Below are 16,312 nucleotides of genomic sequence, written 5' to 3' on the forward strand. Positions count from 1 at the left end.
CCTACAGCGCGTCGGCCTCGCCATTGACGACCTGCTCGAGCTGGTCGCCGATGGCACCCAGTTCCTCGATCAGCCGGGCCAGTTCGCGCTCGTCCAGGTAGTCGTACGGGCGGTTCTCGCACAGGTGCAGATAGGGCGAGCCGTCGAGATCGGCTTCGGCCAGGTATCCGGTGCGCTGCTCCCAATTGAAGCGCAGGCAGCGCCGCGCATCCACGCCGGCCAGGGGGCCGATCGGCGTCGACAGGCGCAGGAAACGCTGGCCGTCGGCGTCCTCGAGTTCGGCGAGGTAGATGCCCTGGTGCCGCCCGTCGGGCAGCTCGAGGTCGAAGCTGATGATGTAGGGCTCGTTCTGGCGGAGCTTGTGGATGCCGCCCAGGTGGGAGCGAATCGCTTCGAAATGCCGCATGACTGCCTGCTGGTCCGTCGTCGAGGGCTTCCGATGGTACGCTCAACGGAGGTTCCGGACATGCACGAAACGACCATGAGCGATGTACTCGACGATGAGGAAGCCCGCATGGAGCGGGCGCGGCGGATCATCGATGCGGTCGCGGCCATTCCTCGTGGCCGCGTGGCCAGCTACAGCGCCATCGCGGCTCGCGCCGGGTATCCCGGACGCGCCCGTCTGATCGGCCGGGTGCTCGGCGATGCGCCCAATCGTCCCGATCTGCCATGGCATCGCGTGTTGCGTGCCGACGGCAAGATCGGGATTCCCGCCGGCACGCGGAGCTATCGCGAACAGTGCCGGCGGTTGAAGGCCGAAGGGGTGGTCGTGAAGGACGGACGCGTGCCCATGAGCGCCTTCGGCCTGGATCATGACCTCGATCGTGCCATCTGGGGATGACCCGTCCGCGGAGTCAGCGGTAGGTGACCTCGACCAGGCGCCATGGCCGTGACGGATCGCGGCGCAGGGCGTAGTCGAACAACGACAGCCTGGCGTCGGTTCGCGCCTGGCGCGCATCGAGCACGCGGATGATGGCGTCGCCCTGGCGGCGCGCCGGACAATCGAGCTTGCCCTCGCCCGCCGGGCAGGATGGTTCGACGATGGCGCCATGGAAGCCGATGCGTCCTCCCCCGGCGAACGTGGGCAAGGCGGCGACAAGCAGGGCGCCTGCAAGCAGGCTTGCGGGAACGAGCGCTTTCTTCATGACATCCCCCCTCTTGAGGACGTGAAACGCTATGGAGTCGCGGGGCGGCATGCCCGGCCCCATTACCTGCCGATTCGCAAGGAAAGAAAACAACCCTTCGTCCCAAATCGGTGTAGGCCTACATCCCGTTCAGCTGTCGTCTTATGCCGGCACGTCGTGCCGGTTTGTTAGCATGGACGGATGCAGTCCCAGGCCCTCGATCTTCTCCATTCCGTATTCGGCTATCCCGGATTCCGCGGCCAGCAACAGGCCATCGTCGACGAGGTCGCCGCTGGAGGCGATGCGCTCGTGCTCATGCCCACGGGCGGGGGCAAGTCGCTTTGCTTCCAGATTCCGGCCCTCATGCGCCACGGCACGGGAATCGTCGTCTCGCCGCTGATCGCCTTGATGCAGGACCAGGTCGATGCCCTGACCGAAGCGGGCGTGAAAGCGCGATACCTCAATTCCAGCCTCGACGCGGCGACCCAACGCGAGGTCGAGGAACTGCTCCTGGCCGGCGAACTCGACATGCTCTACGTGGCACCCGAGCGCCTGCTCACGGGGCGTTTCCTCGGCCTGCTCGAGCGCATTCCCATCGCGCTGTTTGCCATCGACGAAGCCCATTGCGTCTCTCAGTGGGGACACGATTTCCGGCCCGAGTACCGTGGGCTCGCGATCCTCCACGAACGATTCCCCGACGTGCCGCGCATCGCGCTCACCGCGACCGCCGACGAGCGTACCCGCGAGGAAATCGTCGAGCGGCTGGGCCTGCACGACGCGCGCCGCTTCGTTTCGAGTTTCGACCGTCCGAACATCCGCTATCGCGTGGCGCCGCGGCAGAACGCGCGCCGGCAGCTGCTCGATTTCCTCGACGGGCACCGCGGCGAGGCCGGCATCGTCTATTGCCTGAGCCGGCGCAAGGTGGACGAGACCGCCGCATGGCTGATGGAGGCCGGCGTCGAGTCCTTGCCCTACCACGCCGGTCTCGACACGGAGACACGAACCCGGCACCAGCAACGCTTCCTTCGCGAGGAAGGCGTGGTGATGGTCGCCACCGTCGCCTTCGGCATGGGTATCGACAAGCCCGACGTGCGCTTCGTGGCCCACCTCGACCTGCCGCGCAGCATGGAGGGTTACTACCAGGAAACCGGGCGTGCCGGCCGCGACGGCCTCCCCGCCGAGGCCTGGATGGTCTACGGCCTGGGCGACGTCGTCACCATGAGCCAGATGATCTCGCAATCGGAAGCGGGCGACGACCGCAAGCGCATCGAGCGCTTGAAACTCGACTCGTTGCTCGGCTATGCGGAGGCGACGCGCTGCCGCCGACAGCTGTTGCTGGAAGCGTTCGCCGAAACCTATCCCGAGCCCTGCGGCAACTGCGACAACTGCCTGGTGCCACCGAAGACATGGGATGCCACGCTGGCGGCGCAGAAAGCGATGTCGTGCATCTACCGCAGTGGACAGCGCTATGGCGCCGGGCACCTCATCGACATCCTGCGCGGTGAAGCGGGCGAACGCGTGCGCGAACTCGGCCACGACAAACTCACGGTGTTCGGCATCGGTGCCGACATGGATGCCACGCAATGGCGTTCGGTGTTTCGCCAGTTGCTCGCGGCCGGATGGATCGAGGCGGATCCCGAGGGCTTCGGCACCTTGCGCCTGTCGTCCACCAGTGGGCCGGTGCTGAAAGGCGAGCGCCGGGTGTGGTTGCGCGAGGACGCGCGGCCGGCGAAGGGACGCCGCGGTACGCGGTCGCCGGCTAGCGTGCCGGGCGGTTCGCTCGGTATCGAGGCGATCGAACAGCCGCTCTGGGAAGAACTGCGGCGCGTACGCGCCGAGCTGGCCAGGCAGCACGGCGTTCCGGCCTACGTGATCTTCCACGACGCCACGTTGCTGGCCATGCTCCGCGCGTTGCCAGGAAACGAAGAGGAACTGGCCTCGATCAGTGGCGTGGGCGAGAACAAGCTCAAGCGCTACGGCAAGGATTTCCTCGCGGTGCTCACGGCGGCGGGTTGACGGAATACGAACCCGGGCAGTGGTCGAGTGGAAGTCACCCAGTCAAGTGGAAGCCACCCAACGGTGGGAGCCGCTTCAGCGGCGATGGGTGCTTGCCGTGCCCGACCCGCTGCCGCGGGATCGCCGCTGAAGCGGCTCCCACACGAGTTACACCAGCTCCCAAGGAGTTCACAACCGCAGTGGGTTGAGACAAGTCTCACTCATGTGGCGCTTGCGTGGCCCCGCGCTTGCCCCCATTGCTTTCTGGACGACTCAGGGAGCCGCCCATGCACGACGCCACGCCGCTTATCGCCACCATCGTCGGTGGTCTCGTTCTCGCCTTCATCTTCGGCGCGATCGCCCACCGACTGAGGTTGCCTGTCCTGGCTGGCTACCTCGTCGCCGGCGTGGTCGCAGGCCCGTTCACGCCGGGCTGGGTCGCCGATGCGCACATCGCCCAGGAACTCGCGGACCTCGGCGTCATCCTGCTCATGTTCGGCGTGGGCCTGCACTTCTCCCTGAAAGACCTCCTCTCGGTCAAGGCCATCTCCGTTCCCGGGGCCGCGGTGCAGATGGGTGTCGCCACCGGCCTCGGCATGCTGCTGGGCTGGTTGCTCGACTGGCCGCTCGCGCAGGGCTTCGTGTTCGGCCTCGCGCTCTCGGTGGCCAGCACGGTGGTCCTGCTGCGCGCGATGGAGGAACGCCGCCTGCTCGACAGCGATCGCGGCCGCATCGCGGTGGGTTGGTTGATCGTCGAGGACCTGGCGATGGTGTTGGCCCTGGTGCTGCTACCGGCGATCGGCGGGTTCCTGGGTACGGAGAAGGGCGGGGCGGCGACCGACGTGGGCGCCCTGCTGGAGACGGTGGCATGGACCATCGGCAAGGTGGTCGTCTTCGTCGCGTTGATGCTCATCGTCGGCAAGCGCGTGATCCCATGGACGCTCCAGGCGGTCTCGGCCAGCGGCTCGCGTGAACTGTTCCGCCTCGCCGTGCTCGCCATCGCGTTGGGCATCGCGTTCGGCGCGGCCCACCTGTTCGACGTCTCCTTCGAACTCGGCGCCTTCTTCGCCGGCATGATGATGGGCGAGTCGAAATTGTCCCAGCGCGCCGCGGAGGAAACCCTGCCGCTGCGCGATGCCTTCGCCGTGTTGTTCTTCGTGTCGATCGGCATGTTGTTCAACCCGGGCATCCTGCTCGAACACCCCTGGATCGTCCTGGCGGCCTGCCTCATCATCATCGTGGGCAAGTCGGTGGCCGCTTTCGCCATCGTGCGTGCCTTCGGCCGGCCGGCGAAGACGGCGCTCACCATCGCGACCAGCCTCGCGCAGATCGGCGAGTTTTCCTTCATCCTCGCCGGCCTCGGCGTGTCGCTGGGCCTGTTGAGCGAACAGGCGCGCGATGTGTTGCTGGCCGCGGCCATCGTATCCATCCTGGCCAACCCGCTGCTCTTCGTGGCACTCGACCGGTGGATCGCGAAGCACGATTCCGACGCTCCGGAGGATCATCCCGACGCCATCGCCGGGCATACGGTGCTGGTCGGTTATGGCCGCGTCGGCCGCCGTGTGTTCGACGAGCTGCATGCCGCCGGGACGCGAACGCTGGTGATCGAGTCCGACGAGGATGCGGTTCGCGAACTGCGTCGAAAGGACATCGCCGAGATCGTGATCGGCAACGCCGCGGCCGCGCCGGTGCTGGCGGAGGCGAACCTCGCCGGTGCCAGGGCGTTGATCGTCGCCGTGCCCGACCCTTTCGAAGGCGGGCAGATCGTTCGCGCCGCGCGTGCCCTGCGCCCTGACCTCCCCATCGTGGCGCGTGCGCACTCGGTGGAATGCGTCGCCCATCTGGACGGCCTGGGCGCGAGCGACGTGATCTACGGAGAGCAGGAACTTGCGCACAGCATGTTCCAGGCGGCACAGCCACGGCGGACCAGCCCCGCGCATTGATGTGGACACGCCGGCCTAACGGCCCGTTCGTTATCGTCAGGGGACTGGCGGTCGAAACGACGAGGACAGCATGGCATCCCTGATCGAGGACTACGCGATGCTCGGCAATTGCCGAAGCGCCGCACTGGTGGCACGGAACGGTTCGATCGACTGGTTATGCCTGCCCCGCTTCGACTCCGCTTCCTGCTTCGCCGCCCTCGTCGGCGATGAAGGCAACGGCCGATGGCGAATCGCTCCGGCCGATCCCGACGCCGCATGCACGCGCCGATACATCGACGGCAGCCTCGTCCTCGAGACGGAATGGCGTACGGCCACGGGACGGGCGAGGGTCATCGATTTCATGCCGTTCGCCGGCGACCAGGTGGGTGTCACGCGCATCGTGGAGGGCATCGAGGGCCGGGTGGATTTCGAAGCCGTGCTCACGATCCGCTTCGACTACGGCAACGCCGTGCCCTGGGTCAGCCGCCTGGACGAGACCACCCTCACCGCCGTCGCGGGCCCGGACATGCTGGTCGTGCGCAGTCCCGTGGCCGTGGAAGGCGAGGGCATGCACAGCATCGCCCGCTTCGTCGTGGGCAAGGGCGATTCGGTTCCCTTCATGATGGCCTGGGGTCCTTCGCACCTGCCACCGCCCGCCGCGCTCGATCCCCATGCCGAACTGCGCGATTCGCTCGCGTTCTGGGAGGGATGGTCGAACCGCTGCAACGACAGCGGCGAGTGGAGCGAGATCGTCCGCCGTTCGTTGGTGGTGCTCAAGGGGCTGAGCTACCTGCCCACCGGCGGCATCGTCGCGGCGCCCACCACGTCGTTGCCTGAACAACTCGGTGGCCAGCGCAACTGGGACTACCGCTATTGCTGGGCCCGCGATGCCACCTTCGTGCTTTCGGCCCTGGTCAACGCGGGCTATCACGACGAGGCCAGTGCGTGGCGCGATTGGGTGCGTCGCGCGGTGGCCGGATCGCCGGACCAGTTGCAGGTCCTCTATGGCGTGGCCGGCGAACGTCGCCTGGAGGAATACGAGGTGCCTTGGCTCGCCGGCTACGAGGGTGCGAAGCCGGTACGTATCGGCAACGCCGCCTCGGCGCAGTTCCAGCTGGATATCTTCGGCGAACTCGTCGGCGCCTTCGCCCATGCCATCCGCCATGGGGTCACCCTGCAACCGGAGGCCGACGACGTGCAGACGGTGTTCCTGGAGCACCTCGCCGGGATCTGGCGCCAGCCGGACGAGGGCATCTGGGAAATCCGTGGCGAGCCACGCCATTTCGTGCATTCGAAGGTGATGGCCTGGCTGGCGTTCCAGCGCGCCGCCGAACAGGACCGGCACGGTCGTGATCCGGGCTTCACCCGGCGCTGGCGCGCGATCGCGGATGAAATCAAGGCCGACATCCTGGCCAAGGGCGTCGATCCCGCGCGCGGCTGCTTCACCCAGTCGTACGGGTCGACCGAACTGGATGCCAGCCTGCTCCTGGTGACCCTGACCGACTTCCTGCCACCGGACGATCCGCGCATCGTCGCCACGGTGCGGGCGATCGAGGAAGACCTGCTTGTCGAAGGCTTCGTGCGCCGCTACGACACGCGCAGCGGCGTGGACGGCCTGCCCCCGGGAGAGGGTGAGTTCCTGCCATGCAGCTTCTGGCTGGTGGAGAATTACGTATTGCTCGGCCGCTACGACGAAGCACGCGAATTGTTCAAGCGCCTCATCGGGCTCGCGAACGACCTCGGCCTGCTCGCGGAGGAGTACGATCCACGGTCGAAACGACTGCTGGGTAATTTCCCACAAGCCTTTTCACACGTCGCGTTGGTTAATGCCGCTTTCAGTCTTGCGCATTGTTACAGCGCGACGGCAGATGTCCACGCCACCCCCGAAGCCCTCGATCCCCAAGGAGTCCGTGCATGAGCCAAGCCCAACCGAAGCGCGTCGCCTCACGCGCTCACCCGGCCGACCCGTGTACCGTCGTGATTTTCGGCGCCGCTGGTGACCTCACCAGCCGCCTTGTCGTTCCCGCCCTCTACAACATGCGCCGCACCGGCCTGCTGTCCGACAACTTCTCCGTGATCGGCTTCAATCACGGCAAGATGACCGACAACGCCTGGAAGAAGAGCCTGACCACCGCGCTCGAGCGTTTCGTCGGCAACAGCGGCGGCAAGCTCGACGCCGAAGCGTGGGACTGGCTGAGCGGCCAGATGACCTACCACGCCGGTGACTTCGACGACCTCACCGCTTTCCAGAGCCTCGCGATCAAGCTCAAGGATGCGGAGCGCCGCCGCGGCACCAAGGGCAACGTGCTGTTCTACCTCGCCACGCCGGAGCGTTTCTTCGGCGACGTGATCGAAAAACTGCACGAGGCCGGCCTGGTCGACGACGGCGGCCCCGATGGCCAGTGCTGGCGCAGGGTGATCGTCGAGAAACCGTTCGGCCACGACCTCGCTTCCGCGCATGCGCTCAACGAGCGCATCCTCAAGGTGCTGCGCGAAGACCAGATCTACCGCATCGATCATTTCCTCGGCAAGGAAACGGTGCAGAACATCATGGCCTTCCGCTTCGCCAACGGCCTGTTCGAGCCCATCTGGAACCGCGATCGCATCGACCACGTGCAGATCACCGTGGCCGAGACGGTCGGCGTCGAGCGTCGCGGCTCGTTCTACGAGCAGACCGGCGCATTGCGCGACATGGTGCCGAACCACCTGTTCCAGTTGCTGGCGATGGTCGCGATGGAGCCGCCGACCTCGTTCGACGCCGAGGCCGTGCGCACGCGCAAGGCCGAGACCATCGAGGCGATCCGTCCGATCCAGCCCGAGGACGCCGTACGCGGCCAGTACGGCCCCGGCGCGGTGAACGGCGAACTGGCGATCTCCTACCGCGACGAACCGAACGTGGCGCCCGATTCCGTCACCGAGACCTTCGTCGCCATGAAGTTGTCGATCGACACCTGGCGCTGGTCGGGCGTGCCCTTTTACCTGCGTACCGGCAAGCACATGGGCCGGCGCACCACGGAGATCGCGATCCGCTTCAAGTCCGCGCCGTTCGCTCCGTTCCGCGGCACGGGCATGGACGCGTTCGGTCCGGACTGGCTGGTGTTGCAGATCCAGCCCGACGAAGGCATCTCGTTGCAGTTCGACGTGAAGCGCCCCGGCCCGCGCGTCGAACTCGCGCCCGTGCGCATGGACTTCAAGTACGCCGACTGGTTCCGCGCCGAACCCAATGTCGGCTACGAGACCTTGCTGTACGACTGCATGACCGGCGATGCCACCTTGTTCCAGCGGGCCGACATGGTCGAGGCGTGCTGGCGCGCGGTGCAACCGATCCTCGACGACTGGGCCCAGCGCACGCCCGCCGATTTCCCGAACTACGCGTCCGGCAGCGCCGGCCCCGCCTCGGCCGATACCTTGCTGGCCCTGGGTGGACGGTCGTGGCGTCCGCTGAATTCGGCGAACGAACTCAACGCGAGGCGCACGGCGAAGCCCAAGGTGGACGCGCCTTCGCCCGCGCAGAAATCGCCGGAGCGCCGCAAGGCCGTGCAAAAGGCCGCCGCCACGAAGACCTTGCGTAGCACCTCGGTGAAAAAGGCCGCTCCGGCGCGCAAGTCGACGGCGACGAAATCGGTTGCCAGGAAAACGGCGGCCAAGAAAGCTCCGGCCAAGAGAACGGCTACGGCATCCACCAAGCGCGCACCGACCAAGCGTGCTTCGACGACTCGCGGAAAGGGTCCGCGCAAGAAATAGCGCGAGTCCCGAGCTCCCACAAGAAAATTGTGGGAGCCGCTTCAGCGGCGATCCCGCGGCAGCGGGCCAGGTTGCGGCAAGCACCCCATCGCCGCTGAAGCGGCCCCCACAGTCAGGTGGCTCCCACGACCGGCCGGTACCGACCGCTGGCGGAGGCATTTCAGCCCCATGGCCTGCTACCTCTATCGAGGGATGGCAGGGCATTTCTCTCGTGCGTGTGGTCGGCCGTTCCCTCCGCGCAGCCAGGAAAACAACGGCCGAACCTGCGATTTTCGCGCTGCATCGCAGCAAAGCCGCCGGTTTGCACGGCACGGCGTTTGGCGTTCGCAGCTATGCGGGGAAAAGCCTCGTTAGCAAAGCCACTTACGGTTTATCGTCACATGTATGGCGCTTCCATGGATCGATCCAAATCGTGCCTGCGAATTTCCGCACTGCACTATTTCTTCGATTTTATTATTTCTATTTACGACAACGATTTACGTCAAACCTGCCATCTTTAGATCGAGTTAAAAATCGGTTGACAACGTTGTCAGCGGCCCCTAAAAATCCGCTCAGTCACACCACTGCAATAGCGACGACGACGCAAGCGGGCCGTGCCGGCCATGTACGGCGATCGCGGTAGGGCGCAGGGCAAGAAACCAAAATCCAATGGAACGAACGGTAGCGAACGCGGGCCTCGGCCTGCGCGGTGGCGTTCGTTCCGAAGAAGACACCACGCAGGGAAGGGGGCGGATGCGCGAGCGTCGTCTCCTTGACTGCGATCATTTCCAGGAGATCGATGTGAACCACCGAATCAGCACGCTATCCATGGCCATCATGGCTGGCCTGTTCGCCACGGGTAGCGCCATGGCGCAGGACGCGGCGACCCCCGCTCCCGCCGCCGCGACGGCGAAGAAGAACGAGCCGGCCGCGGCGCCGGGTTCGGAGGCGAACGTCCAGGATGCCGCGAACCTCAACGGCATCACGGTCACGGGTATCCGCGCCAGCCTGCAGAAGTCGCTCGACCTGAAGCGCAACGCCGATTCGATCGTCGACGCGATTTCCGCCGAAGACGTGGGCAAGTTCCCCGACACCAATGTGGCCGAGTCGCTTTCCCACCTGCCGGGCCTCAGCGTCGATCGCAACTTCGGCGAAGGCGACAAGGTCAGCATCCTGGGCACCGATCCGGCGCTGAACCGCCTGATGCTCAACGGCCAGACCGTGGCCTCGACGAACTGGACCTCGGACCCGAACAACCCGGACAGCCGTTCGTTCAACTACAGCCTGCTCGCCTCGGAAATCATCGGTAACGCCCAGGTTTACAAGACCCCGCAGGCGAACATCGATGAAGGCAGCATCGGCGGCACGGTCATCGTCAACACGCGCCGTCCGCTCGACCTGCCCGCGAACACGCTCACCGGCAGCGTCAGCTATGGCTATAACGACCGCGCCGACAAGGGCAAGCCGAACGCTTCGGTGCTGTATAGCTGGAAGAACAAGGACAGCACCTTCGGCGTGATCGGCTCGCTGATGCATTCGGACCGGATCATCGACCGCCAGGGCACCGAGATCTTCGGCTACCAGCGCGTGAACGATCCCACCGACACCAACCCGGACCACCAGTTCAATCCGTCCGTGGTCCCGGCCGACGCCAAGGGCGTCTATCCCACCGCGATCAACACCGCCTGGTTCCAGCAGCGCCGCACGCGCGACGGCGTGTCGACCGGCCTGCAGTGGAAGCCGAACGACGCGTTCGAACTGAACTTCACCGGCCTGTACGTCACCGAGAAGTTCAACAACTTCAACCAGAGCCACTACGGCGAGTGGTCGGGTTCGGCCGCCAACGCCACCGCGCTGGGCTTCAACAACGGCGTCGCCACCAGCGGCAGCTACAACGCCAACACCTCGACCTACCTCGACGGCTACGAGCGCGACTCGACCGTGAACACCGGCGTCGCCCAGCTGCGCGCCGACTGGTTCGGTGACGGCTGGACCGCGTCGAGCCAGATCGGCTACACCGGTTCCACGGGCGGTTCCGACGGCATCTGGAACATGCAGTTCCAGGGCTTCGGCGGCTTCGACTGGAACCTCAAGGGCCAGCATCCGCAGATCAACTACAACAGCGCGGACGATGCCTCCGCGATGCTCGCCCATGGCGCCGGCTACAGCTACGCGCCGAGCTACGACCGCGAGCGTTACTTCCAGGCCGACTTCGCCCACGACGTCAGCTGGGGCCCGCTGAACCAGATCGAGGTCGGCATCAAGGCCACCAATCACCTGGACGGCCAGGACGCCTACGCGGCGCGCCTGCCCAGCCAGGACGGCAGCGGCGTCTCGCTGGCCGACTTCGCCGACGGCGGCACGCCCAGCGGCTACCTCGACGGCCTGAGCTCCTCCGGCAACATGGGCAACTGGACCACGATCGACCCGGGCCTGATGAAGGCCTATGTGCAGAGCCTGAAGAATGGCACGGTGTCGCTCGATCCGAAGGCCACCTACAGCGTCGCCGAGCAGAACCGCGCGTTCTACATCCAGGGCGACTTCGCCGGTGACGACTATCGCGGCAACCTTGGCGTGCGCTACTTCCGCACCCGCGATACCGTGAATGGCTACAACGCGATCGGCCCGGACGTCTATGGCGCCGTGAACAAGCGCAGCACGTACCACGACTGGTTGCCCTCGTTCAACATCGCCTACGACGCGGCCGACAACCTGACCCTGCGCTTCGCCGCGGCGAAGACCATCGCCCGCCCGCGCTACCAGCAGATGACGCCGTATGTCGCGCTGGACGACCGCACGTTGACCGGCTCGCGTGGCAACACCGACCTGGGCCCGTACAAGTCGACCAACTACGGCGCGTCGGCCGAGTGGTACTTCTCGGAAAACAGCGTGCTCGCCGCGGAACTGTTCTTCCGTCGCATCTCCGGCTACATCCTCAACACCAATGTCGCCGAGACGCATTACAACCTGACCAACCTGCGTGACGACGTGTACCAGATGCAGGTGCCGATCAACGCCGGCGTGGCCAAGGTGAAGGGCGCATCGCTCAGCTACCAGCAGAATTTCCGCTACGGCTTCGGGCTCCTCGCCAATTACACCTACTCCGACGCGGACACCAGCAACGATTTCCCGTTGCCGTACAACTCGAAGAACTCGTTCAACCTGTCGCCGTTCTACGAGCAGGGCCCGTGGAGCGCCCGCGTGACCTATAGCTGGCGTTCCTCGTACTTCACCTCGATCGCCCAGTTGCAGTCGCAGCAGATCACGGGCATCTTCCGTGAACTCGATGCTTCGGTGGGTTACCAGGTGAACGAACACATCCGCGTGTCGCTCGACGCCACCAACCTGCTGGACGAGACGTACTTCGTCTACAACAACACGCCGAGCCAGCCGCTCAATGCCTACAAGAACGGCCGCACGTACATGATGACGCTGGGCTTCAAGCTGTGATGCGCCGCGCGTCGCTGGCGTTGGCGGCCTGGCTCATCGCCGGCGTCGCCGGCGCGGCCACGCCGGTGGAGAAAGACCTTTCCGCCGGCTGGCGGTTCCGCCTCGCTCCCGGGGCGGAGGACCAGCACGTGCGAGCCATGTCCTGCAATGGATCCTGTGAGCGCTTCAGGGACTGGCAGCCGGCCGTCGTGCCGGGTGCCGTCCAGACGGACCTGCTCGCGCTGGGGCGGATCGGTGATCCGTTCTGGCGCGACAACGAGGCCGGCCTGCAATGGATCGGCCTTACCGACTGGGATTACCAGCTGGATTTCCAACTCGACGCGGCCGCGCTGAAGCGCGACCACGTCGATCTCGTTTTCGACGGCCTCGACACGTTTGCCGAGGTCAGCCTCAACGGCAGGAAACTGCTCGCGGCGGACAACATGTTCCGCCGCTGGCGCCTGCCGGTGAAGGGCAGCCTGCACGCCGGCACCAATACGTTGCAGGTGCATTTCCAATCCCCGATCGCACGGCTCCAGCCCTGGCTGATGAAGCAGCCGTACTCGTTGCCGGGTGAGTTCGACTCGGCGTTCGGCGACGAGCCCAAGGGCAAGCAGACCTCCAACTATGTTCGCAAGGCGAACTATCAGTACGGCTGGGATTGGGGTCCGCGCTACGTCACCATGGGTATCTGGCGCCCGGTCCGGCTGGAAAGCTGGGACGGATGGCGCGTGGCCGACCTGCATATCGCACAGGCGAAGGTGGACGAGGCCACGGCCGACTTGCAGGCGCAGCTCGATGTCCGCGCGGACAAGGCCGGGCGAGCCACGGTGAAGGTCGAGTGGACCGCGCCCGATGGCCGCCATGGTGAACAGACGCGGGATGTCGCGCTGAAAGCCGGCGAGAACCATGTCGCCGTGCCGGTGGCCATCGATCGTCCGCAGCGCTGGTGGCCGGTGGGCTACGGCGAGCCCAACCTCTACCGTTTCCATGCGGCTGTCGCCGTCGATGGCGCGACCGTCGCCGAGGCGGAGCGCGAAACCGGCCTGCGCAGCGTGGAGCTGCGCCGCGAGAAGGATCAGTGGGGCAGGGGCTTCGCCTTCGTGGTCAATGGCGTGCCGATCTTCGCCAAGGGCGCCAACCTCATCCCGTTCGACAGCTTTCCCTCCCGCGTGACGCCCGAACGCAAGCAGGCGATCCTGCAGTCGGCGCACGACGCCAACATGAACATGTTGCGCATGTGGGGCGGCGGCACGTACCAGGACGACGCCTTCTATGCGATGGCGGACCGGCTCGGCCTGATGATCTGGCAGGACTTCATGTTCGGCGGCGCGATCACGCCGTATGACGACGCCTTCCGCGAGAACACGCGTATCGAGGCGGTGGAGCAGGTCACGCGTCTGCGCGACCATCCGTCGATCGTGTTGTGGGCGGGTAACAACGAAGTGCAGACCGGCTGGGACGACTGGCCGGATCGCCAGGATTTCCGCAAGTTCGTCAACGCCGACGAGGTCAAGCGGATCGACGACGGCATGCGCGAGCTCTTCGGCGGCACCTTGCGCAAGGTGGTGAACGAGCTGTCGCCGGGCACGCCTTACTGGGCCAGCTCGCCGAGCACCGATTTCGAGGGCCCCGCCAACGTCGAGAACGACGGCGACGTCCATTACTGGAAGGTCTGGTCCGGCTCCGAACCGATCTCCCACTACCTCGATATCACGCCTCGCTTCCAGTCCGAGTACGGCCTGCAATCGTTCCCCGTGATGGCCACGATCAAGGCCTTCGCCCAGGCGGACGACATGCAGCCCGAGTCGAAGGTGATGCGGGCGCACCAGAAGTTCGCGAACGGCGACGGCAACCAGCGCCTGCTGCTGTACATCCGCCAGGAATACGGCGAACCGAAGGACTTCCCCTCGTTCGTGTACCTGAGCCAGGTGATGCAGGCCGAAGGCATCGAGCTGGCCGCAGAGCACCTGCGCAGCGCGCGCCCGCGCAACATGGGCACGCTGTACTGGCAACTCAACGACGTATGGCCCGGCGCGTCGTGGGCCAGCGTCGACTACTTCAACCGCTGGAAGGCCTTGCAGTTCCATGCCAAGCGCTTCTACGCGCCGGTGGACGTGGTGCCGCTGCGCAGGGACGGCAAGACGGGTGTCTTCGCCGTATCCGACCGCACCGATGCGTTCGACGCCACGCTGCGTACTCGTGTCTACGACATGGGCGGCAAGCTGCTGCGCGAAGAGAACACACCCGTGAAGGCCGCCGCGCTGTCCAGCACGCCGGTCGCCAGTCTCGATGACGCCGCCCTGCTCAAGGGAGCCGATCCGCGGCATACCGTGGTGTCGTTCGACCTGATGGAGCAAGGCAAGGTCGCCGCGCATCACCTGCTGTATTTCGGCGCGGCACGCACGCTGGCGTTGCCGGCGCAACCAGGGCTCGACATCGCGGTTCGCGCCGGGGCACGGGGACCACTGCTGAGCGTGAGCGCGAAGCGCCTCGCCCGTGCGGTGTGGATCGATACCGGTGACCTCGACGTGCGCCTGTCGAACAATGCGTTCGATCTTCTGCCGGGCGAGAGCGTCGAGATCGCCGTCGATGGCAAGGTCGACATCGACGCGCTTCGTCGCGCGGTCACGATACGTTCGCTCGTGGATGCCCTGAAGGAGACCAAGCCGTGAACCCAAGCCGTCGCAACCTGATCAAGTGGCTGTCGCTCGTGCCTGGCGCGGCGGCGGTCGGTGGAGTAGGCACGGTCGCCTTCGCCGCCTCGCGCTTCCCGAGCAAGCGTCCACCCGTGGGCAAGCGCAAGTTCACCAGCGAGGCGGTGGAGAGCCTGATCGCCTCGACGAAGAAGAAGATCGCCGATCCCGAACTGGCCTGGCTGTTCGAGAACTGCTTCCCGAACACGCTCGATACCACGGTGGAAGTCGGTCGCCTCGATGGCTACGAGGACACCTTCGTCGTCACCGGCGACATCGACGCGATGTGGTTGCGCGATTCCTCGGCCCAGGTGTGGCCTTACCTTCCGTTGGTGGCGAAGGATGAAGCCCTGCGCAAGCTGTTCCGCGGACTGATCCGCCGCCAGTCGCGCTGCATCTCGATCGACCCCTACGCGAACGCCTTCCTGCCTGATCCCAAGGGCAAGAGCAAGCTGGAATGGGCGCAGGCCGACCAGACCGACATGCGGCCGGGGGTGGCCGAACGTAAGTGGGAGATCGACTCGCTGTGCTACCCGGTGCGCCTCGCGCACGGCTACTGGCAGGCCACGGGCGACCGCGAACCTTTCGACGAGTCCTGGCGCGCCGCGACGCGGCTCATCGTCGCCACCTTCCGCGCACAGCAGCGCAAGGACGGCACCGGTCCTTACCAGTTCCAGCGGCCGTCGCCGAATCCGACCGAAAGCCAGTTCCTCCACGGCTACGGCCAGCCCACGCGGCCCGTGGGCATGATCCACGCGATGTTCCGTCCTTCGGACGACGCCACGCTGTATCCGTTCAATATCCCCGGCAACCTCTTCGCCGTGGTGACGTTGCGCCGCCTCGCGCAGATGCACGGCACCTTCTTCGGCGACCAGTCCTTCGCGAGCGAGTGCCATGCGCTGGCCGACGAGATCGCCGGTGCCGTGGAGAAGTACGGCACGATCCAGGGCGAGCATGGCGATTATTGGGCCTACGAAGTGGACGGCTATGGCAACCAGCTGTTCATGGACGACGCCAACGTGCCGAGCCTGCTCGCATTGCCCTACCTGGAGTGCACGGGCCGGGACGCCCGCTACGAGCGCACGCGCGCGCAGGTCTGGAGCACGGCGAATCCATACTTCTTCAAGGGCACGGCCGGTGAGGGCGTCGGCGGTCCGCACGAGGGCCTGCGCATGATCTGGCCGATGTCGATCATGATGAAAGCCTTCACCACCGACGATACGGCCGAGATCCGCCAGTGCCTGCACTGGCTGAAGACGACCCACGCCGGTACCGGCTTCATGCACGAAGCGTTCGACCAGGACGACCCGAAGCAATTCACCCGCTCGTGGTTCGCCTGGGCCAATACCTTGTTCGGCGAGCTGGTGGTCCATCTCGCCGACAAGCAACCCGATTCCCTGCGGCGCGTCTGACGCGCCGCCCG

10 protein-coding genes are annotated in these 16,312 nt (G+C 65.9%); 8 read left to right on the top strand and 2 right to left on the bottom strand.

Features of this window, described 5'->3' with window-relative positions:
* Position 1 precedes the first annotated feature (1 nt).
* Positions 2-406 (bottom strand): hypothetical protein, encoded by a 405-nt coding sequence (locus ACR9Y6_RS00330; RefSeq protein WP_481279508.1) that lies wholly within the window; start codon positions 404-406, stop codon positions 2-4.
* A 75-nt stretch (positions 407-481) separates the two neighbouring features.
* On the opposite strand from ACR9Y6_RS00330, the gene ACR9Y6_RS00335 reads away from it, so the two are divergent.
* Positions 482-841: an MGMT family protein gene (locus ACR9Y6_RS00335; protein ID WP_481279509.1), complete on the top strand. Its 360-nt coding sequence runs from the start codon at positions 482-484 to the stop codon at positions 839-841.
* A gap of 13 nt (positions 842-854) precedes the next feature.
* Here the strand turns inward: ACR9Y6_RS00335 and ACR9Y6_RS00340 are convergent, their stop codons facing one another.
* A complete protein-coding gene (locus tag ACR9Y6_RS00340; RefSeq protein WP_481279510.1) occupies positions 855-1,145 on the bottom strand; it encodes a hypothetical protein in 291 nt (96 codons plus the stop codon).
* A gap of 180 nt (positions 1,146-1,325) precedes the next feature.
* On the opposite strand from ACR9Y6_RS00340, the gene recQ reads away from it, so the two are divergent.
* The 7 genes from recQ (at position 1,326) to ACR9Y6_RS00375 (ending at position 16,301) form a co-directional block, all read left to right on the top strand.
* Positions 1,326-3,140, top strand: a complete 1,815-nt coding sequence (recQ, locus tag ACR9Y6_RS00345; RefSeq protein ID WP_481279511.1) for a DNA helicase RecQ — start codon at positions 1,326-1,328, stop codon at positions 3,138-3,140.
* A gap of 266 nt (positions 3,141-3,406) precedes the next feature.
* Positions 3,407-5,062, top strand: a complete 1,656-nt coding sequence (gene ybaL / locus ACR9Y6_RS00350) for a YbaL family putative K(+) efflux transporter (RefSeq protein WP_481279512.1) — start codon at positions 3,407-3,409, stop codon at positions 5,060-5,062.
* A 70-nt stretch (positions 5,063-5,132) separates the two neighbouring features.
* On the top strand, positions 5,133-6,959 hold the full coding sequence (locus tag ACR9Y6_RS00355) for a glycoside hydrolase family 15 protein (protein WP_481279513.1): 1,827 nt from the start codon (positions 5,133-5,135) through the stop codon (positions 6,957-6,959).
* Positions 6,956-8,785 carry a glucose-6-phosphate dehydrogenase gene (gene zwf, locus ACR9Y6_RS00360; protein ID WP_481279514.1) on the top strand — a complete coding sequence of 610 codons (1,830 nt, stop codon included), beginning with the start codon at positions 6,956-6,958 and terminating at the stop codon, positions 8,783-8,785. The genes ACR9Y6_RS00355 and zwf overlap by 4 nt, the downstream gene beginning before the upstream one ends.
* Positions 8,786-9,631: 846 nt before the next feature.
* The gene (locus tag ACR9Y6_RS00365) at positions 9,632-12,214 is read left to right on the top strand and encodes a TonB-dependent receptor (RefSeq protein ID WP_481282667.1); all 2,583 of its coding nucleotides are present in this window, start codon (positions 9,632-9,634) and stop codon (positions 12,212-12,214) included.
* On the top strand, positions 12,214-14,868 hold the full coding sequence (locus ACR9Y6_RS00370; protein WP_481279515.1) for a beta-mannosidase: 2,655 nt from the start codon (positions 12,214-12,216) through the stop codon (positions 14,866-14,868). Before ACR9Y6_RS00365 ends, ACR9Y6_RS00370 begins: the two co-directional genes overlap by 1 nt.
* Complete coding sequence (locus tag ACR9Y6_RS00375; protein WP_481279516.1) at positions 14,865-16,301, top strand: glycoside hydrolase family 125 protein; 1,437 nt, start codon at positions 14,865-14,867, stop codon at positions 16,299-16,301. The genes ACR9Y6_RS00370 and ACR9Y6_RS00375 overlap by 4 nt, the downstream gene beginning before the upstream one ends.
* Positions 16,302-16,312: the final 11 nt, after the last annotated feature.

Source organism: Luteibacter sp. TLI7-4A, assembly GCF_056754745.1.

Bases quoted from the DNA above. Each gene is read 5' to 3' on its own strand.
- ACR9Y6_RS00330 (WP_481279508.1), bottom strand. From the start codon at position 406: ATGCGGCATTTCGAAGCGATTCGCTCCCACCTGGGCGGCATCCACAAG.
- ACR9Y6_RS00335 (WP_481279509.1), top strand. From the start codon at position 482: ATGAGCGATGTACTCGACGATGAGGAAGCCCGCATGGAGCGGGCGCGG.
- ACR9Y6_RS00340 (WP_481279510.1), bottom strand. From the start codon at position 1,145: ATGAAGAAAGCGCTCGTTCCCGCAAGCCTGCTTGCAGGCGCCCTGCTT.
- recQ (WP_481279511.1), top strand. From the start codon at position 1,326: ATGCAGTCCCAGGCCCTCGATCTTCTCCATTCCGTATTCGGCTATCCC.
- ybaL (WP_481279512.1), top strand. From the start codon at position 3,407: ATGCACGACGCCACGCCGCTTATCGCCACCATCGTCGGTGGTCTCGTT.
- ACR9Y6_RS00355 (WP_481279513.1), top strand. From the start codon at position 5,133: ATGGCATCCCTGATCGAGGACTACGCGATGCTCGGCAATTGCCGAAGC.
- zwf (WP_481279514.1), top strand. From the start codon at position 6,956: ATGAGCCAAGCCCAACCGAAGCGCGTCGCCTCACGCGCTCACCCGGCC.
- ACR9Y6_RS00365 (WP_481282667.1), top strand. From the start codon at position 9,632: ATGGCGCAGGACGCGGCGACCCCCGCTCCCGCCGCCGCGACGGCGAAG.
- ACR9Y6_RS00370 (WP_481279515.1), top strand. From the start codon at position 12,214: ATGCGCCGCGCGTCGCTGGCGTTGGCGGCCTGGCTCATCGCCGGCGTC.